Annotated in this window: 21 protein-coding genes, 1 pseudogene and 1 riboswitch; of the genes and pseudogenes, 15 read left to right on the top strand and 7 right to left on the bottom strand. The window is 75.4% G+C overall.

Translation table 11 applies throughout. The features are described from left to right. Window positions 1-67 precede the first annotated feature (67 nt). Complete coding sequence (locus IF30_RS48115) at window positions 68-211, top strand: VenA family class IV lanthipeptide (RefSeq protein WP_158835523.1); 144 nt, start codon at window positions 68-70, stop codon at window positions 209-211. A gap of 552 nt (window positions 212-763) precedes the next feature. After that, on the top strand, window positions 764-931 hold the full coding sequence (locus tag IF30_RS48790) for a hypothetical protein (RefSeq protein WP_199807938.1): 168 nt from the start codon (window positions 764-766) through the stop codon (window positions 929-931). Between the two features lie 217 nt (window positions 932-1,148). Here IF30_RS48790 and IF30_RS0128200 read toward each other — a convergent pair whose 3' ends face one another. Then, the gene (locus IF30_RS0128200; RefSeq protein WP_030243634.1) at window positions 1,149-2,231 is read right to left on the bottom strand and encodes an alcohol dehydrogenase catalytic domain-containing protein; all 1,083 of its coding nucleotides are present in this window, start codon (window positions 2,229-2,231) and stop codon (window positions 1,149-1,151) included. A 336-nt stretch (window positions 2,232-2,567) separates the two neighbouring features. Here IF30_RS0128200 and IF30_RS0128195 point away from each other — a divergent pair, with 336 nt between their 5' ends. From IF30_RS0128195 to IF30_RS0128180, 4 genes are all read left to right on the top strand, one after another. Continuing rightward, a complete protein-coding gene (locus IF30_RS0128195) occupies window positions 2,568-3,218 on the top strand; it encodes a class I SAM-dependent methyltransferase (RefSeq protein WP_030243633.1) in 651 nt (216 codons plus the stop codon). Window positions 3,219-3,453: 235 nt separating this feature from the next. Continuing rightward, the gene (locus IF30_RS0128190; protein WP_030243632.1) at window positions 3,454-4,653 is read left to right on the top strand and encodes a hypothetical protein; all 1,200 of its coding nucleotides are present in this window, start codon (window positions 3,454-3,456) and stop codon (window positions 4,651-4,653) included. Window positions 4,654-4,660: 7 nt separating this feature from the next. Then, complete coding sequence (locus tag IF30_RS0128185) at window positions 4,661-5,629, top strand: N-acetylmuramoyl-L-alanine amidase (RefSeq protein ID WP_037901454.1); 969 nt, start codon at window positions 4,661-4,663, stop codon at window positions 5,627-5,629. Between the two features lie 215 nt (window positions 5,630-5,844). Next, complete coding sequence (locus IF30_RS0128180; RefSeq protein ID WP_030243630.1) at window positions 5,845-6,735, top strand: hypothetical protein; 891 nt, start codon at window positions 5,845-5,847, stop codon at window positions 6,733-6,735. Between the two features lie 110 nt (window positions 6,736-6,845). Here IF30_RS0128180 and IF30_RS0128175 read toward each other — a convergent pair whose 3' ends face one another. The 3 genes from IF30_RS0128175 to IF30_RS0128165 form a co-directional block, all read right to left on the bottom strand. Beyond that, window positions 6,846-7,907, bottom strand: a complete 1,062-nt coding sequence (locus IF30_RS0128175) for a prenyltransferase (RefSeq protein ID WP_030243629.1) — start codon at window positions 7,905-7,907, stop codon at window positions 6,846-6,848. Beyond that, window positions 7,904-8,638: a class I SAM-dependent methyltransferase gene (locus tag IF30_RS0128170; RefSeq protein ID WP_030243628.1), complete on the bottom strand. Its 735-nt coding sequence runs from the start codon at window positions 8,636-8,638 to the stop codon at window positions 7,904-7,906. Before IF30_RS0128170 ends, IF30_RS0128175 begins: the two co-directional genes overlap by 4 nt. 180 nt (window positions 8,639-8,818) lie before the next feature. Then, complete coding sequence (locus IF30_RS0128165; protein WP_030243627.1) at window positions 8,819-10,129, bottom strand: glycosyltransferase family 4 protein; 1,311 nt, start codon at window positions 10,127-10,129, stop codon at window positions 8,819-8,821. 294 nt (window positions 10,130-10,423) lie between these two features. On the opposite strand from IF30_RS0128165, the gene IF30_RS0128160 reads away from it, so the two are divergent. The 8 genes from IF30_RS0128160 to IF30_RS0128125 all read left to right on the top strand — a co-directional run bounded on the left by IF30_RS0128160 (window position 10,424) and on the right by IF30_RS0128125 (window position 18,779). After that, window positions 10,424-11,110 carry a TetR family transcriptional regulator gene (locus tag IF30_RS0128160; protein WP_420791162.1) on the top strand — a complete coding sequence of 229 codons (687 nt, stop codon included), beginning with the start codon at window positions 10,424-10,426 and terminating at the stop codon, window positions 11,108-11,110. 206 nt (window positions 11,111-11,316) lie between these two features. Further along, window positions 11,317-11,398: riboswitch (cobalamin riboswitch) on the top strand. Between the two features lie 106 nt (window positions 11,399-11,504). Continuing rightward, window positions 11,505-12,788, top strand: a complete 1,284-nt coding sequence (locus tag IF30_RS50360; RefSeq protein WP_051711362.1) for a prenyltransferase/squalene oxidase repeat-containing protein — start codon at window positions 11,505-11,507, stop codon at window positions 12,786-12,788. After that, complete coding sequence (locus IF30_RS0128150; protein ID WP_234322875.1) at window positions 12,785-13,579, top strand: SCO2322 family protein; 795 nt, start codon at window positions 12,785-12,787, stop codon at window positions 13,577-13,579. The genes IF30_RS50360 and IF30_RS0128150 overlap by 4 nt, the downstream gene beginning before the upstream one ends. A 24-nt stretch (window positions 13,580-13,603) precedes the next feature. Then, the gene (locus IF30_RS0128145) at window positions 13,604-14,710 is read left to right on the top strand and encodes an energy-coupling factor transporter transmembrane protein EcfT (RefSeq protein ID WP_234322874.1); all 1,107 of its coding nucleotides are present in this window, start codon (window positions 13,604-13,606) and stop codon (window positions 14,708-14,710) included. Next, window positions 14,707-16,308, top strand: a complete 1,602-nt coding sequence (locus IF30_RS0128140) for an ABC transporter ATP-binding protein (RefSeq protein ID WP_030243622.1) — start codon at window positions 14,707-14,709, stop codon at window positions 16,306-16,308. The genes IF30_RS0128145 and IF30_RS0128140 overlap by 4 nt, the downstream gene beginning before the upstream one ends. Beyond that, on the top strand, window positions 16,305-17,138 hold the full coding sequence (locus IF30_RS0128135) for an ECF transporter S component (RefSeq protein WP_030243621.1): 834 nt from the start codon (window positions 16,305-16,307) through the stop codon (window positions 17,136-17,138). Before IF30_RS0128140 ends, IF30_RS0128135 begins: the two co-directional genes overlap by 4 nt. Window positions 17,139-17,337: 199 nt before the next feature. Then, window positions 17,338-17,733 (top strand): VOC family protein, encoded by a 396-nt coding sequence (locus tag IF30_RS0128130; protein WP_051711360.1) that lies wholly within the window; start codon window positions 17,338-17,340, stop codon window positions 17,731-17,733. A 182-nt stretch (window positions 17,734-17,915) separates the two neighbouring features. Then, window positions 17,916-18,779: a LysR family transcriptional regulator gene (locus IF30_RS0128125; protein WP_234322873.1), complete on the top strand. Its 864-nt coding sequence runs from the start codon at window positions 17,916-17,918 to the stop codon at window positions 18,777-18,779. Between the two features lie 158 nt (window positions 18,780-18,937). On the opposite strand, the gene IF30_RS0128120 is transcribed toward IF30_RS0128125, so the two are convergent. The 3 genes and pseudogenes from IF30_RS0128120 to IF30_RS50355 form a co-directional block, all read right to left on the bottom strand. Beyond that, entirely contained in the window at window positions 18,938-19,264 is a 327-nt protein-coding gene (locus IF30_RS0128120; protein WP_030243616.1) for an antibiotic biosynthesis monooxygenase family protein, read from the bottom strand. Window positions 19,265-19,335: 71 nt separating this feature from the next. Next, window positions 19,336-19,466: pseudogene (locus IF30_RS49705) on the bottom strand (antibiotic biosynthesis monooxygenase); the annotation flags it as partial. Between the two features lie 87 nt (window positions 19,467-19,553). Further along, entirely contained in the window at window positions 19,554-19,964 is a 411-nt protein-coding gene (locus IF30_RS50355) for a cupin domain-containing protein (protein ID WP_030243615.1), read from the bottom strand. A gap of 77 nt (window positions 19,965-20,041) precedes the next feature. On the opposite strand from IF30_RS50355, the gene IF30_RS0128110 reads away from it, so the two are divergent. Continuing rightward, the gene (locus IF30_RS0128110) at window positions 20,042-20,551 is read left to right on the top strand and encodes a MarR family winged helix-turn-helix transcriptional regulator (protein ID WP_234322872.1); all 510 of its coding nucleotides are present in this window, start codon (window positions 20,042-20,044) and stop codon (window positions 20,549-20,551) included. Window positions 20,552-20,645 lie beyond the last annotated feature (94 nt).

The following is a 20,645-nucleotide window of genomic DNA, read 5'->3' as shown; positions in this document are numbered from 1 at the left end:
CGGGGCGCAACACCCTACGCCCGCACGCAGATCGCGGCCGGCGTGACCTCAAGGGGAGGAACCGATCATGGAGAACACGGTGGACTTCGAGACCGACCTCGCGGCGCTGCAGGACCTGCCGGAGACCGAGTCCGTCGAACTGACCGGCCACGGCAACGGCTGCCAGTACACCTGCCTCATCCTGACCTGCCTGCTCTTCACCGTCAGCTGAGCCACCGGCTCGGCCGACCGTCGAGCGGGCGGTAGCAGCCTGGTACCGCCCCTGCCTGTCCGGACAGGCAGGGGCGGCACCCGTCGTCCCACCTGCGCTCGGCGGCCTCCAGCTTCTCGACGTCCGCCCACTTGTGTCCGTTTCAGCACGCTTCCGTCCGTTGCCGTCCGCGTTCTCGGCGTTCCTCTGCGCTCCTCTGCGTTCCGGCTGGCTCTCTGCGACCGAACCTCGCCGCCCGCCGGCTCGGCGCAGGACACCCAGGGCTCCCGCCGCACGTCGGCGACGCCCGGCTCCCCGAGGCGGTGGCACTGCTGGGGGCGGGCGGGCCGGTCGGTCACCGGCTCGGTTCGGCGGCCCCGGAGCAGCCCGGGACTCGCATCGTGATCTCGATAGGATCTCGTCCGTCCCGGCCGTTATGGTGGCCGGGGCACGGGCCGCGATCACCGGCTACGGGCGCGTACGGAGCGCCCGATCGGGGACCCGACCGCGCGCCACCGGTGCCGGCCGGGCGCCGATGACCTGCAACCCTCCGCACGGAAAAGACGATTTCTCATGTCCGACACCCTCACCGACACCACCGGGCCCGCAGTGAACGGGTCCGACGCCGACGAGAAGACGGCCGAATACAGCGCGCACGGCCGCCACCGCGGCCGCTCCGCCGCCGACGACAGGCCGGAGTCCGACCCGCACGGCCGGCACCGCGCCGCCGGGCGGGGCTGACCGCACCCGCGAGGACGCGACACACGAGCACGCACCGCGCGAGCGCACACCGCGCTCACGCGCCGCACGCACCGCGTGAGCGCACGGCCGCAAGCACGCGGCACGCGAGACCCGCAGGGCCCGCCCAGGGGAGCGACACTCCCCGGCGGGCCCTCGGTCGTCGGGTCGCGGCACCGGATGTCGGGACGTCGGGTCGTCGGGACGTCGGCGTGCCGGGTCAGCCCATCGTCACGACGGTCCGCAGGGCCTCGCCGCTGCGCATCTGGGCGATCGCCTCGTTGACGTCGGGCAGCCCCACCCGGTGGGTGACCATGCCGCCGAGGTCGATCCGCCCGGCCCGCCAGAGGTCGACGACCAGCGCGATGGTGCGACTCACCGTCGCGCCGCCGTAGAGCGAGGGCAGCAGGCGCTTCTCGTTGAAGAACAGCTCGCCCATGGTGAACTGCGCGAGGTCGTCCTGCGCGCCCGCGCCGATGACGACCACCGCGCCGCCGCGGCGGGCCGCGTCGTAGCCGGCCCGGACGGTGGCCGCGCGGCCGACGGCCTCGAAGACGTAGTCGAACCCGCCGCCGGGCAGCTTCTTGGCGGCCGCCTTCAGCTCCTCGGGGGCGATGGCCTCGGTGGCCCCGAAGGCGAGGGCACGTTCGCGGCGCGAGGGGACGGGGTCGACGACGGTGATCCGGCCGGCGCCGCAGACCCGGGCGCCCTGCACGGTGGCGACCCCGACGCCGCCCGCGCCGATCACCGCGACGGAGGCGCCCGGCTCGACCCGGGCCGTGTTCACCGCGGCGCCGATGCCCGTGGTCACTCCGCAGCCGATCAGCGCGGCGGCCTCGTACGGGAGGTCGGCGGGCACCTTGATGACGGCGTCGGCGGAGACCACGGCCTCCTCGGCGAAGGCGCCGGTGCCGTAGAAGCCGGAGGCGGTCAGGCCGCCTTCCTCGATCCGGAAGCCCGAGGTGCCGAGCCGGCGCAGGCTGGCGACGCACAGGTGGCCGCGGTCCCGCAGGCAGTGTTCGCAGTGGCCGCAGGGGGCCATCCAGCAGAGCACGACGCGGTCGCCGACGGCGAGGCCGGTCACGTCCTCGCCGACCTCCAGGACTTCTCCGGCGCCTTCGTGCCCGGGGACGAAGGGCGCGGGCTGCGGCAGGACGCCGCTCATCGCGGAGAGGTCGGAGTGGCAGAGGCTCGCGGCGCGCATCCGGACCCGGACGGTGTCCCTCCCGAAGCCGATCGCGGTCACGTCCTCGCGGACGTCGAGGGTGTCCTGGCCGGTCTTGTGCAGGACGGCTGCGCGCATGGGGCTGCTCCCTGTGTGCATGGCGTGACGCGGGTGGGGTCCTCGGACGGCCCGATTCTGGCACCGGGCGGCACGGCCCGACTAGAACGCGTTCCACAACAAGCAGGCGGCAGAACTGTGGAAACGCGCCGCCCGTCCGCACCCCGCCCCCACCCCGCCCGCACCCCGCCCCCGCGATGACCACCGTCCCGACGCCCCCGGCGGGCGCGGCGTGCGCGGCCTGCCGGTCCCCGCCGCTACCAGCACGACTACCGTCCAGTAAGGTCCGAGCACGTCCGGCCACGTCCGGCCACGACTGACCGCGCCCCGTCCACGCCCGGCCCCGAGGAGCACCACATGTCCGACCTGCTGAGCGCCCGCCCGGCGCCCGACGTCCTGGCGGCGTTCGAGGCGGCCACCGGGTTCATGCCGGTGGACGAGGGGCTGGCGCTGTACGCGGCGGCGGTGGCGGCGGCCCGGGACACCGGCCTTCCGGTGCTGGAGATCGGCACCTACTGCGGTCGCTCGGCGATCCTGCTGGCGGCGGCGGCCCGGGAGGCCGGGACGGTCGCGCTGACCGTCGACCACCACCGCGGCTCGGAGGAGCAGCAGCCCGGCTGGGAGTACCACGACGCGACGCTCGTCGACCCCGAGGTCGGCCTGATGGACACCCTGCCCCGGTTCCGCCGCGCGCTGCACGCCGCCGGGCTGGAGGAGCACGTGGTGGCGCTGGTCGGCCGCTCGCCGCGGATCGCCGCGCTGTGGGGGCGCCCGCTGGGACTGGTGTTCATCGACGGCGGGCACACCGACGAACACGCGACCGGCGACTACGAGGGCTGGGTGCCGCACCTGGCGCCGGAGGGCCTGCTGGTGGTGCACGACGTCTTCCCGGACCCGGCGGACGGCGGCCAGGCCCCGTACCGGGTGTACCTGCGGGCGCTTGCCGAGGGCTTCGAGGAGGTCGCGGTGACCGGCTCGCTGCGCGTGCTGCGTCGCGCCGCCCGCTGACCCCCGCGCGTTGCGCCGTGCCTCCCGCCGTCCCCCCTGTACTGCGCCGTGCCTCCCGCCGTCCCCCGGGCCTGCGTTGATCCGATGAGCTCCCCGCCTGGATCCGCCGAGCCGCCCCACCGCCCCGCACCGATGCTCTAACGTCGTGCCGGGGCTGTCGGGCGGGGGTTCGACCGGTACGGTGGCCGCGCAGCACCAGGCAGAGCATCGGCGGACGGTGGGGGCCAGCAGCGACATGACCGACCAGCAGAACACCGCTCCGGCGGTCTGGGACCCCACGGCGCGCGGCGGCGCCGGCGGCTGGGTGCGCGGCCCGCAGCCCCCGGCCGGCGCCGAACCCGCCCCCGAGGCGCCCGCCGCCCCCGCAGCGCCCCGCCCCGGCCCGGTCGCCCCGCCGCCCGGTCCCGGTGCCGTCGGCGACCAGGGCCCGCCGCTGGGCGCCCGCCCGTACCTGGCCACCGCGCCCGGCTACGACCCGCCGACCGCCCCGATCCCCCGCGCCACCGCACCGCAGCCCCCGGCCACCTCCCCCTTCCCCACTCCGCCGCCCTCCGCCGGGCAGCACCAGGCCGCGCCGTACCCGCCCCCGCAGCAGGCCACGCCGGGCTACGGCTACCCCCAGCCCCCCGCCGCGCCGCCGCAACCCCCGTACGGCGCCCAGCCCGACTACCCGACGGCGTATCCGACCGGCTACGAGGACGAGGACGACGACGGCGAGCGCCCGGCCAACCGCAGGGCCCCGCTGCTGATCGGCTTCGCACTGCTGCTGGTGCTGGCGGTCGGCGGCGGCCTGCTGTTCGCCGCCAGGGGCGGCGGCGACAAGGCCGGCCGGGCCGCGCCGCCGCCCGCGAGCGCGCCGCCCGCCGGCACCGGCGATCCGGCGCCCGCGGGGACGGACCCCGGCCCGAGCGGCGCCGCGAGCACCCCGGCCACGCCCGCCGGCACGCCGTCCCCGACCGCGACCGGCGCCGGGCCCAGTGCCCAGGCCCAGGCCCAGGCGCTGGACGGCCTGCTCACCGAGGGCGAGAACGCGAAGGCCCCGATCGGCAGCGCCGTCGCCAAGGTGACCAGCTGCCCGGCGAAGGCCGACATCGAGAGCGCGGCCCAGGTGTTCGACAACGGCGCCAACCAGCGGACCGCGCTGCTGGCCAAGCTCGCCAACGTGAGCGTCACCGACGTGCCGGGCGGCGCGGACGCGCTGAACTCGCTGAAGTCCGCCTGGCAGTTGTCCGCCGACATCGACAAGGCGTACGCGAGCTGGGCGCGCGCCGTAGCCGCCCAGGGTTGCTCGGGCAAGGCCCCGACCACGCAGGACAAGAAGCACGCGGACGAGCTCAACCCCCAGGCCACGCAGGCGAAGACGGAGTTCATGAACAAGTGGAACCCGATCGCGAACAGCTACGGTCTGACCCCGCGCACCCAGGACAGGATCTGATCCACCCGTGACCGGCACCGCCCCCCGCCCCCGCCTCTCCACCCCGCTGCGCGTCACCACGGCGGTGGCGGCAGTCGTTCCGCTCTGCACGGCGGGCTGGTTCGGCTGGCGGGCCCTCGACCACTCCCATCCGGCGGGCGCCGCGGTCGCCGTCTCCGCTCCCGCCGCGGCGCAGGCCGCCGCCCCGGCGGACACCGCCGACCCCACCGCGACGCCCGTCGCACCGCCCACCGCACCGCCCGTCGCACCCCCGCCCACCGCCGATGACCCGACGGGCACGGCCGCCCCCGCCGCCGGGGCGAACGGCCTGGCCGGCCGCACCGTCCTCCTCGACCCCGGCCACAACCCCGGCAACTCCGCGCACACCGCCGAGATCAACCGCAAGGTCGACATCGGCAACGCCCGCAAGGAGTGCGACACCACCGGGACGGAGACCGACGCCGGCTACACCGAGGCCGAGTACACCCTGGACGTCTCCCGCCGGGCCCGCGCCATCCTGGCCGCCCGGGGCGCCACGGTGGTGCTGGTCCAGGACGGCGACCGCCCCTGGGGCCCGTGCATCGACGAGCGCGCCAAGGCCGGCGCCGACGCCCACGCCGACGTCGCGGTGTCGGTGCACGGGGACGGCGGCCCGGCGGGCGGCAGCGGGTTCCACGTGATCATGCCGGCCAGGGTGGTGGCCGGTAAGGCGGACAACTCCGCGATCGTCGAACCCTCGCACCGGCTCGGCCTGCTGCTGCGCGACCGCTTCCGCACGGCGACCGGGGAGCCGTACGCGGACTACGTCGCCAGCCAGGGCCTGGACACCCGCTCCGACCTGGGCGGCCTCAACCTGTCCACCGTCCCCAAGGTGTTCATCGAGTGCGGTAACATGCGCAACCCGACGGACGCGAAGCGGATGACGGACCCTCAGTGGCGCCAGCAGGCGGCCCAGGGGATCGCCGACGCGCTGACCGCGTTCCTGACGACTCGATAGCGGACTCGAAGGCCCAGCAAGGAAGTTGGCCCGCACACCTCGGCGGACGGCCCGGCGCCCGGCCCGCGCGGTTTGCAACGACTTCGCCCCGTTCCCGGTCCCGCCGTGCACCGGCAGGACGGTTGGGCCTAGGCTTCTGGTCCGTTCGGGAGTTTCGGCCGGTCAGCCCGACCGCACGAAGCACCGTCCACGACACGTCAACGAGGGGAACGTTAGTGAATCTGCGCGCTCTCACCAGGGGAGACGCCGCCGTCGCAGGCGCGGCCGTCCTGCTCTTCATCGCCTCCTTCCTGCCCTACTGGACAGTGAGCTGCGCCGGCCGGTACTGCGGGCCCAACGCCTCGCAGAACGCGTGGAGCACCGAGCTGTTCCCCATCCTGCCCTCGATCTACCTGCTGGGCATCGCCGCGGCGGTGCTGATCCTGGTGCAGCGCTTCCAGGGCCAGGCGGCGGCCAACCGCCAGGTGCTCGGCCTGCGGCTGGACCAGTGGGGCATCGCCTTCGCCGTCGCGGCGCTGTGGACCTCGGTGTGGTCGCTGGGCGGCGGCCCGTCCGGCGGCAGCATCAGCCACGGCTTCGGCGCCTGGCTGGGCTTCATCGCGCTGATCGTGCTCGCCGGCGCAGCCGCCGCGAGCCCGCTGGTGCCGGCGCTGAAGGCCCCGCTGGTCTCCGACCGCCCGGCCGCCCCCTACCAGGGCGGCTACCCGCTTCCGGGCCAGCCCGGCCAGTACGGCTACCCGGCGCAGGGCCACGACCCGGCGTTCGGCGCCCAGGCGGGCTACGGCTACCCGGCCCCGGGCCAGCCGCAGCCCGGTCAGCCGGTCCACCCCGGCCAGCCGCAGGACGCCGGTGTGCCGGCCCCGCAGCCGACCCCGGCCGCGCAGCAGCCGGCCGCCCCGGCCGCGGACTTCCAGCCCTTCTGGTTCGCCGTCCCGGCCCCGCGCCAGCTGGCTCCGAAGGACAACCCGGCCGGCGCCCCGGTCGGCGAGGTCGTGCCCGGTACCTGGTACCTGGCGGTCGAGCAGCGCGGTGCCGCGCTGGTCGCGCAGCTGCCGGACGGCACCCAGGGCGTGCTGTCCGACACCGCGGGCCTGCAGCGCGGCTGACGCCTCCGGGCACGTACGGAAGGGGCGGGACCGGATCTTCTCCGGTCCCGCCCCTTCCGCATGCCGTCCCGGCCGCGCCGCTCTCGGCGGTAGCGGTCAGCTGTCGGCTGTCAGCAGCAGTCCTGGACCACCAGCCCGGCGGGCAGTTGGTCCCCGCCGAAGACCGCGACCGTCGCCGGGTCACCGCCGAGGGCGGCCACCGCGAGCAGCAGCGCCCCGGCCGTCCAGGTGGTGCGCTCCTCCGGCCAGATCGCGTCGTCCTCGAAGACGTACCCGGTCCAGTACGAGCCGTCCTCGTGCCGCAGGTGCTTCTGGATCCAGCGCAGGATGTCCACCGCGCGGTCGGACTGCCCGATCGCCCAGAGCGCGAGGGCCAGTTCGGCGCTCTCGCCGCCGGTCACCCACGGGCGGTCGCTGACGCAGCGCACGCCGAGGCCGGGGACGACGAAGCTGTCCCAGTCCCGCTCGATCCGGGCCAGCGCCGCGTCGCCGCGCAGGCCGGTGCCGAGCACGGGGTAGTACCAGTCCATCGAGTAGCGGCCCTTGTCCAGGAACCGCTCGGGGTGGTGGGCGATGGCGTGCCCCAGCCGGCCGGCCGCGAGTTCCCAGTCGGGCTGCGGCTCCTCCAGGTAGTCGGCGATGGCCAGGCCGCACCGCAGCGCGTGCAGGATGCTGGACGAGCCGGTGAGCAGCGCCTCCCCGGCGGCGGTGCCGTCCTCGTCGACCCGCCAGGCGATCGGGCCGCCGGGCAGGCGCAGGGCCGTGATGAAGTCCAGGGCCCGCCGGACGACCGGCCAGATCCACTCCAGGAAGGCGTCGTCGCCGGAGCTGAGGTGGTGGTGCCAGACCCCGACCGCCACGTAGGCGCAGAAGTTGCTCTCCTTGGCCCGGTCGGTGACCGCGCCGTCGGTGTAGGCGGCGTACCAGGAGCCGTCCGGGTTCTGGTTGGCGGCGAGCCAGCGGTAGGCGGCCTCGGCGGCGGCGTGCTCGCCGGCCGTGTCGAGGGCCATCGCGGCCTCGGTGTGGTCCCAGGGGTCCAGGTGGTGGCCGGCGAACCACGGGATGGCACCGTCGGGCCGCTGCTCGGCGAGGATGCTGCGGACGGTGTCTGCGGCCTGCTCGGCGTCGAGCACCCCGTCGAGCAGCAGCGCGTCGGGGACGGCGGCGGTCATGCCGTCGCCCGCTGGGGCTTGGCGGCGTACGCGACGAAGCTCTTGCCGATGACCGGGTTGAGCGCCCGCTCGGCGGCCTTGGTGAGGGTGCTGACCACCGGGGTGCCGACGATGTCCCAGACCAGCAGCTGGTGGTAGGCCTTGACCGGCAGCGCCTTGTCGTTGTTCACGCCGACCGCGCACTTGATCCACCAGTACGGCGAGTGCAGCGCGTGCGCGTGGTGGGTGCCGTAGGGCTCCAGGCCGGCGTCCTTGAGCTTGCCGAGCAGTTCGTCGCCCCGGTAGATGCGGATGTGGCCGCCCTCGACCTCGTGGTACTCGTCGGACAGCGCCCAGCAGATCTTCTCGGGCAGCCAGCGCGGCACGGTGACGGCGAGCAGGCCGCCCGGCTTGAGGACGCGGAACATCTCGTCGAGCACGCCCCTGTCGTCGGGGATGTGTTCCATCACCTCGGAGATGATGATCTTGTCGAAGTACTCGTCCTCGAACGGCAGGGCCAGCGCGTTGCCCTGCATCGCGACCGCCGACGCGCCCTCGGGGGCCTCCCCGGCCTGCTCCATGGCCGCGAACCACTTCTTGACCTCGGCGATCTCCTCGGCATTCTGGTCGAGGGCGATCACGTTGGCGCCGCGGCGGTAGCACTCGAACGCGTGCCGGCCCCCGCCGCAGCCCAGGTCGAGCACCCGGTCGCCGGCGGCGAGCGGAAAGCGCGAGAAATCGACGGTCAGCACTGCGGGACTCCCATTCCTATTGCTACCAAGCGTTCTTGACGCCTCGTCAGGCCTTGCCACGCCTCGCCGTGCCTCGTCTGGCTCCGGCGGCCCCCGGCGAGCTTCGGCGGGCTTTCGACGGACCACGCGCGCGCCGCCCCGGGGCGGCGGCTCCGCACCGGCGCGCCCGGCCCGCGGCCGCTAGGCCACGTACCGCCAGCCGGGCCCCGAGCGGGCCCGGGCGCCGACGCCGGTGGCGATCGCCGCGCGGTACGCGTCGGCGGTCAGCTCGGCGGCCCGCTCCCAGGTGAACCGGGCCAGCACCCGCTCCCGGCCGGCCGCGCCGAGCCTGGCACGCAGCTCCGGGTCGTCCAGCAGCCGGCCGAGCGCGGCGGCCAGCGCGTCCGCCTCCCCCGGCGGCACCGCCAGGCAGGTCTCCCCGTCCGGGCCGGCCACCTCGGGGATCGCCCCGCCGGTGGTGGCGACCAGCGGCGTGCCGGTGGCCATCGCCTCGGCGGCGGGCAGCGAGAAGCCCTCGTACAGCGACGGGACGCAGGCCACCTCGGCCGACCGGTAGAGGTCGACCAGCTCCTGGTCCGTCAGGCCGCTGCGGAACTCGATGTGCCCCGACAGCCCGAAGCGGCGCACCGCCTCGGCCACCGGCCCGTCCTCCTTCTGCGGCTTGCCGACGACCACCAGGTGGGCGTCCCGCTCGGTACGGACCTTGGCGAGCGCCTCGACCAGGTGGACCAGGCCCTTCAACGGGACGTCCGCGCTGGAGGTGGTGACGATCCGGCCGGGCACCCGGCCGACCGCGTCCGAAGGCGCCCACAGCCGGGTGTCGGCACCGATCGGCACCACCGAGATGGCACCGGGCGCGGCGCCCAGGTGCTCGGCGATCTCGCGCTGCGAGGTGCCGGACACGGTGATCACGTGGTCCAGCCGGGCGGCGACCCGGCGCTGCATCCGGGTGAAGGCGTACCAGCGGCGCAGCGACAGCCGCTTGAGCCGGGTGGTGGCCGCGTCCAGCTCCAGCCGCCGGTCCACGGTAACCGGGTGATGGATCGTGGTGACCAGCGGGAAGCCGTGCCGGGCCAGGCCCAGCAGGCCGTAGCCGAGGGTCTGGTTGTCGTGCACCACGTCGTAGCGGCCCTTGTGCGCGGCCAGGTACTGCCGGGCGCGCAGCGAGAAGGTCAGCGGCTCGGGGAAGCCGCCGGTGCGCATGGTCGCGAACTCCAGCACGTCGACCAGGCCGCGGAACTCGCCGCGGGCCGGCGTGCGGAACGGGTCGTCCGCGCGGTACAGGTCCAGGCTGGGCAGCTCGACCAGGCGCACCGAGCCGGGGCCGTCGACCGCGTCCAGCACGGGAAAGGGCTGGGCGCCGATCACGTCCACGTGGTGGCCGAGTCTGGCCAGCTCGCGGGAGAGGTGCCGTACGTACACGCCCTGGCCGCCACAGAAGGGGTCCCCGCGGTACGACAGCAGGGCAATCCGCAGCGGCTGCGCGGTCATCCTGGGCCCTCTTCTCTAGCTGCTATCCGTGCTGCCGGCGATGCTGCCGGTCGCTAAAGTAGATCAGGTTTCAGTGGCTCTGGAACTCGTCATCGACCACGTGAACAATGAGAGACCTCGAAGATACCGGCCCGTAGCTTTCCCTCAGGTGCCAGGGCTGGTGATTCCCGCCACGCCGACCAGCCGACCGGCTGGGCACCGACCTGCCGACCAGCCGAGCCGCAGGGCCCGCTGGGCCACCGACCAGCCGGCCCCGTGGAGCACGGCGCCTCTCTCGCCCGCCCGGGAGCACCCTTGCCACCGTTGCCGCCGTCGCCGCCCCCGCCGTCGCCGCCCCCGGCGCCCTCGCCGCCGTCGCCGGCGGCGGCCGGGCCTCCGCCCACGGAGCCCGTCCCGCGCCGGCCCGCCGAACCGGCGCTGACCGCACGCCAGGCCGAGCGCCGGCGGCGGATCCTGCGGGCGGCCACCGCGCTGGCCTCGCGGGGCGGGTACGAGGCGGTGCAGATGCGGGAGGTCGCGGAGAGCGCGCAGGTCGCACTCGGCACGCTGTACCGGTACTTCCCGTCCAAGGTGCACCTGCTGGTCGCGGTGATGCTGGAACAGCTGCGGGGCCTGCACGAGCACATCCGGCGGCACCCGCCCACCGACGCGGAACCGGCCCTGCGCGTCGCCGACACCCTCACCCGCGCCTTCCACGCGCTGCAGCGCGAACCGCTGCTGGCCGAGGCGATGGTCCGGGCGCTGTCCTTCGCGGACCGCTCGGTCGGCGCCGAGGTGGACCAGGTCAGTGCGGCCACCGGGCAGCTGATCCTGGACGCGATCGGCCAGTCCGGCCCGCCCAGCGAGAGCCAGCGCGCGGCGGTGCGGGTGATCGAGCACACCTGGCACTCGGCGCTCGTCGCCTGGCTCTCCGGACGCGCCTCGATCGCCGAGGTCCGGGCCGACCTGCACACCGCGGCCCGGCTGCTCACCCTGCCGTGAGGCCGCGGCCCGACCGCTCGCGCCGCCCCCAGGGGCACCGGAGTCACCTGAGTCCCCGAGGTCACGGGAATCACCAGGGTCACCGAAGTCACCGGGGACACCGGGGCACGTCCGGACTGGAACCTGTTACCACCGCGGCCCACAGCCCGGCCCGGCGCGGCGGATAGAGTCGACGGGCAGCACAACTCCATCCCGCTCCTCCCCCGGGGGAAGCCGGTGCGAATCCGGCGCTGACCCCGCAACCGTGAGCCCGGTACCACCCCGGCAACCGGACGAGTCGGAGCACCCGGGGCGGGGCGAGCGGCCGGCCCGGACGTACCCGCCCGGCACCGTCGAGGACTACGGAACGGCCCCGCCCGGGCCACCACCGCTCACCGAAAGGCACAACCGCACCATGCTGACCGCCGCCCGCCTGGGCGCCGCCACCCTGTCCGCCGCGCTGCTCGCCGGCGTCGCCGCCGGCCCGGCCCTGGCCGACGGCCCCGCACCGACCCCCACCCCGGTCGCCGTCCCCGACGGCCTGTACGGCAAGAGCGACCCGACGTACGACGGCGTGTGGCGGCAGGCCCTGGCCCTCACCGCGCTGACGGCCGCCAAGGTCACCCCGGCGGACTCGGCGGTGAACTGGCTCACCGGCCAGCAGTGCGAGGACGGCGGCTGGCCCTCGTACCGGGCGGCCGGCGCGGCCTGCGACCCCAAGACCGAGGACAGCAACGCCACCGCCGTCGCCATCCAGGCCCTGGTCGCCCTCGGCGCGCACCAGCCCGCCGTCGACCGGGGCGTCGCCTGGCTCAAGGCCAACCAGAACGCCGACGGCAGCTGGGCCTACAACCCGGGCAGCCCGGGCGACGCCAACTCCACCGGGCTCGCCGTCAACGCGCTGTTCGCGGCCAGGACCGACCCGGCGAGCGTCGCCAAGGCGGGGAACGACAGCGGGACCGGCGGTGCGGCCGGCGGCGGGAAGAACGCGTTCGACGGCCTCGCCCGCTTCCAGCTCGGCTGCACCGCCCCCGCCGACCAGCGCGGCGCCTTCGCCTACCAGCCGGACACCGCCACCGGCGCCCTCACCCCCAACGACCTGGCCAGCGCCCAGGCCGCGCTCGCCGCGGCGGGCGGCCACCTGCCGGTCGCCACCTCGGTGCGCGCCGACGCGGAGCCCAAGGCCCTCGCCTGCTCCGACGGTTCGGCCCCCGCCACCGTCCCGCACGCCGAGGCGGGCGAGGCCGTCGGCGCCTACCTCGCCGCCCGGCTCCGGGCCGGCGACGAGCACCTCACCCTCGTCACCCCGGGCGCCGCCCCGAGCCCCGACTACACCGCGACCGCCTGGGCCGCCCTCGCCCTCATCCAGAGCGGCCACCCCGACCGGGCCTCCGGCGCCGTCGACTGGCTCGACCAGCAGGAAGACGCCTGGACCAAGAACGGCACCGACGCCGGCGCCACCGCCACCCTCCTCCTGGCCTCCGAGGCGGACCACCGTCCCACCTCCGACCTCACCGCCAAGCTCACCGCCCTCGGCCCCGCCCCCAAGGCCACCGCCGCCGCCTCGGGCGAGGCCACCCCGGCGAGCAAGAAGACCGACGGCATCGGCCAGTACTGGGTCATCGGCATCGGCCTCCTCATCGGCATCGGCGGCGGGCTCCTGCTCAGCCTCCAGCGCAAGCGCAACCCGAACCTGTGACGCTCCCGGCCCGCCACCGCCGCGCCGCCCGTGCCCGCGACTGCCGCGTCGCGGCCCGTGCGCGCAACCGCCGTGCCGTCCGTGCGCGCAGCGGCCTTGCCGTCCTGCTCCTGCCCCTGGTCGGGGCGCTGCTGGTGTCCGCCGGTGCCGCACCGGCGGAGGCGGCGGGGTACCGGTACTGGTCGTTCTGGCGCGGCGCCGCGGACGGCGTGTGGGCGTACCAGCAGCAGGGGCCGGCGATCGCCGTCCCGCCGGACGGGGCCGTGGACGGGTGGCGGTTCGCGACGAGTCCGGACGGCGGGCAGGGTGCCGCGAATCCGCGCCCGGCCGGGAGTTTCGCGGCCGTCTGCGCGGACACGCCCGCGCTGGAGGGGCACAAGCGGGTGGCCGTCGTGCTGGACTTCGGGACGGCGGAGGACAGCGGGTCGTCCTCAGGGCCGTCCGCCGGGCCCTCTGCGCGGCCGTCCGCGGGGCCGTCCGCCGGCGCGGTGCCGGAGCCGCGGACGGCGTGCGCCAGTGTCGAGCCGCGGGCCACCTCGGCCGAGGTGCTGGCCGCCGTGGCCCCGCCGCTGCGGTACGACACCAACGGGCTGCTGTGCGCCATCGCCGGGTACCCCAAGGCGGGCTGCGCCGACCAGGTCGGCGCAGCCGGCGCAGCCCCGGCGGACAACGGCAGCTCGTCCAGCGGCCACGGCGGCGGGCCGGACGTCGGGCTGATCGCCGGGGGCGCACTGGTCGCCGTCCTCGCCGCGGGCGCCTTCTGGCAGGCCCGCCGCCGCCGTTCCTCCTGACCGCACCCCTCCAGGAAAGTTCCCGTGAGCAGCACCGCCCGTAGCACCCGACCGCCCACCGGCCCCCGCCAACTGCACCCCGGGGCCTGGTGGTTGTGGGCGCTCGGGCTGGGCGCAGCGGCGACCCGCACCACCAACCCGGCGATCCTGCTGCTGCTCGCCGCCGTCGCCGGGTACGTGGTCGCGGCCCGGCGCGGCGACGCGCCCTGGTCGCGTTCGTACGGGGCGTTCCTGCGGCTGGGCCTGCTGGTGCTCGGCATCCGGCTGGTCTTCGCCGTCTTCCTCGGCTCGCCGATTCCCGGCACCCACGTGCTGTTCACGCTGCCCGAACTGCCGCTGCCGGCCTGGGCGCAGGGCGTGCGGATCGGCGGCCGGGTCACCGTCGAGGGGCTGCTCGCGGCGCTGTACGACGGGCTTCGCCTGGCGACCCTGCTGATCTGCGTCGGCGCCGCCAACTCCCTCGCCAGCCCGGCCCGGCTGCTGCGCACCCTGCCCGGAGCGCTCTACGAGGCGGGTGTGGCGGTGGTGGTGGCGATGACCTTCGCGCCGAACCTGGTCGCGGACGTCCGCCGGCTGCGCGCCGCGCGGCGCCTGCGCGGGCGCACGGACAAGGGGGTGGCCGCCGTGCTGAGCGTCGGACTCCCCGTCCTGGAGGGCGCGTTGGAGCGGTCCATCGTCCTGGCCGCCGCCATGGACACCCGCGGCTTCGGCCGAACCGCCCACATCCCGCGCCGGCTCGCCCGGGCGACGGCCGCGCTCACCCTGGCCGGCCTGCTCGGCATCTGCCTGGCCGCGTACGGGCTGCTGACCGCCGGCGGTGCAGGCTGGGCGCTCCCGGTGCTGCTGCTCGGCCTGGCCGCCGCCTTCGCCGGCCTGCTGATCGGCAGCCGGCGTGCCGTCAGAAGCCGTTACCGGCCGGATCCTTGGGTGCTGCCGGAGTGGCTGACCGCCGGTTCCGGCGCCGCCGTGGCGGCCCTCACCACCTGGCTGGCCGCACAGGATCCGGCCGCCTTCGCCCCCACCGTCGTCCCGCCGACCGTCCCCGCGCTGCCGCTGGCCGCCGTCCTGACCGTCCTGCTCGGCCTGGTACCGGCGTTCGCCGCCCCGACCCCGCCCCGGAGGGCATCGTGATCACCTTCGAGCAGGTCTCCGTCCGGTACGAGGGCTCCGCCGCGCCCGTCCTCGACGGCCTGGACCTCACGGTTCCCGAGGGCGAACTCTGCCTGCTGGTGGGCCCGTCGGGCTCCGGCAAGTCCACCCTGCTGGGCACGGTCAGCGGGCTGGTGCCGCACTTCACCGGCGGCGTGCTGCACGGCCGGGTCACCGTCGGCGGCCGCGACACCCGCGAACACCGGCCGCGCGAACTCGCCGACCTCGTCGGCACGGTGGGGCAGGACCCGTCGGCGCACTTCGTCACCGACACCGTGGAGGACGAACTCGCCTACGGCATGGAGTCGCTGGGCCTGCCCGGCGACGTCATGCGCCGCCGCGTCGAGGAGACCCTCGACCTGCTCGGCCTCGCCGACCTGCGCGACCGCGCGCTGGGCTCCCTCTCCGGCGGCCAGCAGCAGCGCGTCGCGATCGGCTCGGTGCTCACCGTGCATCCCCGGGTCCTGGTCCTGGACGAGCCCACCTCGGCCCTCGACCCGGGCGCCGCCGAGGAGGTGCTGGCCGTTCTGCAGCGCCTGGTGCACGACCTCGGCACCACCGTACTGATGGCCGAGCACCGGCTGGAGCGGGTCGTCCAGTACGCCGACCGCGTACTGCTGCTCGCCCCGGGCGAGCCGCCGGTCCTGGGCGAGCCGGCCGCTGTGATGGCGCACTCGCCGGTCCACCCGCCCGTCGTCGCCCTCGGCCGGCTCGCGGGCTGGCGGCCACTGCCGCTGTCGGTGCGCGACGCCCGCCGCAAGGCGGCGCCGCTGCGGGAGCGCCTCGACGGCCGTACGCCCCCCAGCGCCGGCGCCCCCACCGGCTCCCCGCTCGCCGCCTCCGACCGGCTCGCCGTGCGACGCGGCCCGGTCCACGCGCTGCGCGGGGTCGACCTCCCCCTCCACCCCGGCGAGATCACCGCCCTGATGGGCCGCAACGGCGCCGGCAAGTCCACCCTCCTGGGCAGCCTGGTCGGCCTGCACGCCCCCGCCTCCGGCAGCGTCCGGGTCGGCGGCCGCACCCCGCACCGCACCCGCCCCGCCGAACTGATCCGCGAGGTCGGCCTCGTCCCGCAGGACCCGCGCGACCTGCTGTACGGCGAATCGGTCGCCGCCGAGTGCACGGCGGCGGACGCGGACGCGGGCGCCGCGCCCGGCACCTGCCGCGCCCTGGTCGAACGCCTGCTGCCCGGCATCGCCGACGCCGCCCACCCCCGCGACCTCTCCGAAGGCCAACGGCTCACCCTCGCGCTCGCCGTCGTCCTCACCGCCCGGCCCCCGCTGCTGCTCCTCGACGAGCCGACCCGCGGTCTGGACTACGCCGCCAAGGCGCGGCTGGTGGAGATCCTGCGCGGCCTGGCCGACGAGGGGCATGCCGTCCTGCTGGCGACCCACGACGTCGAACTGGCCGCCGAGCTCGCCCACCGCACGGTGATCCTGGCCGAGGGCGAGGTCGTCGCGGACGGCCCGACGGCGGAGGTCGTCGTCTCCTCCCCCGCCTTCGCCCCGCAGGTCGCCAAGGTGCTGGCGCCGGGGCCCTGGCTCACCGTGCGGCAGGTCGCGGAGGCGATCGGCGCATGAACCGTCCGGTCCCCCTCGGCCGCCGGTCCGTCGCGGCCCTGCTCCTGGTCTCCTTCGTCGGGGTGACGGCCTTCGGCTGGCCCCTCCTCGCCTCCACCGGCTCCGCGCTGGTCGGCCACTCCACCGACGCGCCATGGCTGTTCGCGCTGCTCCTGCCCCTGCTGCTCGCCGTCGTCATCGCGCAGATCTCCGAGGGGCGGGCGGCGGGCGGCGGTGCGCCCGGGCTGGACGCCAAATCGGTCGCCCTGCTGGGGGTGTTGGCCGCGGCCGGCGCCGCTCTGCGCCCACTCGGCGCCGGCACGGCGGGCCTGGAGCCGATGTTCTTCCTGATGGTCCTCTCCGGCCGCGTCCTCGGCCCCGGATTCGGCTTCGCCCTGGGCTCGCTGTCGATGTTCGCCTCGGCACTGCTCACCGGCGGAGTCGGGCCGTGGCTGCCGTTCCAGATGCTGGCAATGGGCTGGGTCTGCCTCGGCGCAGGACTGCTGCCCGGCTCCGCCTCGCTGCGCGGACGCCCCGAACTGCTGCTCCTCGCCGGGTACGGAGCACTGTCCGCCGTCCTCTACGGCACCGTCATGAACCTGCAGGGCTGGCCGTACATCGGCGGGCTGGCCGGCTCCATCTCCTTCGTCCCGGGCGACCCGCTGCCCGCCAACCTCGTCCGCTTCGCCGCCTACTGCCTCACCACGTCGCTGGGTTGGGACCTGCCGCGCGCCGCGCTCACCGTCGTGCTCTGCCTCACCCTCGGCACGCCCGTCCTGCGCGCCCTGCGGCGGGCGACCCGACGGGCCGCCTTCGACGCCCCCGTCGCCTTCCGACCACCGCAGGAGTGACGCCGCCCACCGCCAGGACGAACCCTTCGACGCCGACCCCGGCCTCGGCGCCGACCGGTTCCGCGTGGCCTCTCCGCCGCCCTGCACGGACCCGAGCGCCCGCGGCCCCGACCGCGCCGGTCCTCCGTCCAGTGGCGTAGGACCGGCTCGGTCCCGAGCCCGATCCCCGGCCGGTCAGCACCGGCCTACCTTGATCCACATGGAGATTCCCGAGCACCACAAGCACACCGTCATCCCGCACATCATGGTCGACGGGGCCGCCGACGCCATCGCCTTCTACACGGCCGCGTTCGGCGCGGCCGAGCACATGCGGCTCCCGGGCGAGGACGGCCGGATCATGCACGCCGAGATCGAGGTGCACGGCGCCACGCTGATGCTCGGCGACGCCGACGCGCCGTTCGCGCCGCCCGGGCCCGGCGGCCCGTCCGTGGCCCTGCACGTCTACGTGCCGGACGTGGACGGGCTGACGGGGCAGGCCGTGGCCGCGGGCGCCGAACTCCTCGCGGCCCCGGCCGACATGCCGTACGGCGCCAGGCAGTCGATGCTGCGCGACCCGTTCGGCCACGTCTGGATCTTCCTCACGCCGCTCACCTGAGCCGCTGGCCGCCGGTGCGTCCGACCCGCCGGTGCGTTCGGCCGCCGGCCTCCCCGCCCGCCCGAGCCTCGCGCGGCGTTCGACTTTTCCGAACGCACGCCCACCGCACGCCCGTACGCTGTCCCGCAACACGGACCTGCGAGGGCGTTCGGAAGTCGGGGAAACCAGTGGAACTAGGTCAGTTGCGCGTCTTCGAGGCCGTCGCCGCCCACCGCACCGCCACCGGCGCGGCGGCCGCGCTGGGGCTCGCCCCGTCCTCTGTCTCGGAGCAGCTCCGCACCCTGGAACGCAGCCTCGGCACCGAACTGTTCGAACGGGCCCCGCGCGGCATGAGCCTCACCCCGGCCGGCGAACGGCTCCTGCCATGGTCCCGACGGCTGCTCGACCAGGCCGAACAGGCGCGACGGGAAGTGGCCGCCACCCACGCCCGGCTGCGACTCGGCGCGCTGGAGGCCATCGCCGCCACCCACGTGCCCGCCGTCCTCGCGCGCCTCGCCGAACACCGGCCCGACGTGGAGACATCCCTGCACACCGACACCGCGCGGGACAGCCTGCTCGGCGCGGTGGCGGCCGGGGCGCTGGAGGCGGCACTGATCCTGGACGCCGCCGGCCCGCTCGGCGAACTCGGCTTCTACCTGCCACCGGCCCCGCTCGACCACCTCGACCTGCAGGACGTCCCGCTCTCCCTCGTCGCCGCCCCCACCCACCCCCTCGCCCACGCCACCACCCTCACCCGCGAGGACCTGCGCGGCCGACGCCTCCTGGTGGACGCCCCCACCTGCTCCTTCCACCTCGCCGGCGAACGCCTCCTCGGCCACGCCGTCGACCGCATCCCCACCGGCGGCCTCACCGTCACCCGCGCCTGCGCGGAACAAGGCCTCGGCATCGCCCTGCTGCCCGACTTCGCCATCCCCGACCAACTCGCCGCCGGCACCCTCGCCCGCCTCCCCCTCACTCCCCCGCCGCTGCGCCTCCGCCTCATCTGGCGTGCCGACCACACCCCCCTCCCCGACCTCCACCAAGTCCTCCGCCCCATCCCGACCTGACCGCGCCGGGCCGCCCCGCGCCCACCCGCACCCCAGCCGGTCCCAGTCGGCTGCCCCCTCACCCCTCCCTCATCTCGGGCGGCTGAGCAAGCACTTCGGGCCCTGCCCCGTCAGGGGGGAGGGCCCGAAGGAAGAGCAGGAGCAGTGACCGAGCAGCCTCAGGCGTTCTTGGGCCCGGCCGACTGGACGACGTCGAAGGACCAGAGGGTGGAGCCGGAGGCGGCGGGACGCTTGGGCGCCTCGCCCTCACCGCCGTTCTGGTGGGCCGACTTCATGGGGCCCTCCATCCACGCCTGGAAGGACTCCTCGTCGCGCCAGCGCGTGTAGACGAGGTAGTTGTCGGTGCCCTCGACCGGGCGGAGCAGTTCGAACCACTCGAAGCCATCGGAGCCCTCGACCGAGCCGGCACGGGACGCGAAGCGCTTCTCCAGCACCTCGCGCTGTTCGGCGGGAACGGTCAGTACGTTGATCTTGACTACGCTCATGGGTCCATCCTGCCTCAACGAACCGGACGGCCAACGGACCGGCGCCTCAGCGGTACGTCAACGAGCCTTTGCGGGCGGAGCAGTTCGAACCGCTCGAAGCCGTCCGACCGCTCCGCCTCGCCGGCACGGGAGGCGGAGCACTCTTCCGGCACCTCGCGCTGCCGGCCGGCGCCGTCAGCACGTCGACCTTGACGACGGGCATGCCGCTCCTCACCGGTTCGCTGGCGTCGCGGGTGCGGCCGCCGGCTCGGTCACTGCCGGCGGTGTCCCACGCCTCACGTGCTGCGGTTCAGGCGATCCACGCCGGGAGGAGGCGGTCGGCGTCGCGGGGAGCGAGGGCGCAGGCGCCTTCCGGGGTGACGGCGTCGGGGTTGTAGGCGTGGGCCGGGGAGGGGGAGGTGACGATGGCGGTGAAGCCGTCGGCGGTGGTGATCCGGCGGGGGGTGTCGGCGGGGAGGACGAGGGTGTCGCCGGCGGCGAGGGTGAGCGTGTCGTCGGCGTGGTGGACGGTGGCGGTGCCGGTGAGGAAGACCCAGATCTGTTCGGCGGTCATGGCGTGCAGGGGGCCGTGCTTGCCGGCGGGCATGTCGACGTGCCACAGGGCGAGGGAGGCGGAGCCCTGGGTGGGCGAGGCGTAGGTGGTCATGACGGCGTTCGGGGTCTCGGTACGGCGGGCTTCGGACTGGCGGATCACGGGCATGGTGAAGGAATCCCCTAAGATGGACAATGGAGTTGTCTATATGGTCAATGAGGTTGTCTATCGTGTCAAGTGACCCCGTGAACCCACCTGTGAACCCGCCCGCCGACCCCGCCACGGTCGAGCCCGCCCCGCCCGGCTTCGAGCTGCCGTTGCGCCTGCTCCTCGCCTTCCGCACGATCATCGACGAACTGCACGAGCGCATCGCCCGCGAGGGGCACCCGGACCTGCGGCCGATGCACGGCTTCGTCTTCCAGGCGATCGGCCCGCACGGCACCACCGCCGTCGAACTCGGCCGCCGGCTCGGCGTCTCCAAGCAGGCGGCGGGCAAGACCATCGAGAACCTGGAGCAGCTCGGCTACGTCGAGCGCGGCAGCGACCCGGCCGACGCCCGCCGCAAGGTGGTCCGACTCACCGCCAGGGGCGTGGACTGCCTGGCCCGCTCGGCCCGGATCTTCGACGAGCTGCGCGCCGAGTGGTCGGCGACCCTCGGCGAGGAGCAGCTGCGCCAGGTGGAGACCGGCCTGCGCCGGCTCGCCCCCGGCGATCCGTTCCGCTTCGACACCCCGCGCTGGTTCGGCGCGCATTGAGCGTGGGCAAGGCGTGACCCCGGACGGCGATGCGCCCGGACGACGGCGATGCGCTCGGACGGCAATGGGCCCGGCCAGGCGGACGCGCCCCGGG

Source organism: Streptomyces sp. NRRL S-350 (genome assembly GCF_000719705.1).
GTDB lineage: Bacteria > Actinomycetota > Actinomycetes > Streptomycetales > Streptomycetaceae > Kitasatospora.
This window is presented reverse-complemented; position numbering and strand designations above follow the sequence as displayed.

Coding starts and splice junctions, on each gene's coding strand:
- IF30_RS48115 (WP_158835523.1), top strand. CDS start 68: ATGGAGAACACGGTGGACTTCGAGACCGACCTCGCGGCGCTGCAGGAC.
- IF30_RS48790 (WP_199807938.1), top strand. CDS start 764: ATGTCCGACACCCTCACCGACACCACCGGGCCCGCAGTGAACGGGTCC.
- IF30_RS0128200 (WP_030243634.1), bottom strand. CDS start 2,231: ATGCGCGCAGCCGTCCTGCACAAGACCGGCCAGGACACCCTCGACGTC.
- IF30_RS0128195 (WP_030243633.1), top strand. CDS start 2,568: ATGTCCGACCTGCTGAGCGCCCGCCCGGCGCCCGACGTCCTGGCGGCG.
- IF30_RS0128190 (WP_030243632.1), top strand. CDS start 3,454: ATGACCGACCAGCAGAACACCGCTCCGGCGGTCTGGGACCCCACGGCG.
- IF30_RS0128175 (WP_030243629.1), bottom strand. CDS start 7,907: ATGACCGCCGCCGTCCCCGACGCGCTGCTGCTCGACGGGGTGCTCGAC.
- IF30_RS0128165 (WP_030243627.1), bottom strand. CDS start 10,129: ATGACCGCGCAGCCGCTGCGGATTGCCCTGCTGTCGTACCGCGGGGAC.
- IF30_RS50360 (WP_051711362.1), top strand. CDS start 11,505: ATGCTGACCGCCGCCCGCCTGGGCGCCGCCACCCTGTCCGCCGCGCTG.
- IF30_RS0128135 (WP_030243621.1), top strand. CDS start 16,305: ATGAACCGTCCGGTCCCCCTCGGCCGCCGGTCCGTCGCGGCCCTGCTC.
- IF30_RS0128130 (WP_051711360.1), top strand. CDS start 17,338: ATGGAGATTCCCGAGCACCACAAGCACACCGTCATCCCGCACATCATG.
- IF30_RS0128120 (WP_030243616.1), bottom strand. CDS start 19,264: ATGAGCGTAGTCAAGATCAACGTACTGACCGTTCCCGCCGAACAGCGC.
- IF30_RS50355 (WP_030243615.1), bottom strand. CDS start 19,964: ATGCCCGTGATCCGCCAGTCCGAAGCCCGCCGTACCGAGACCCCGAAC.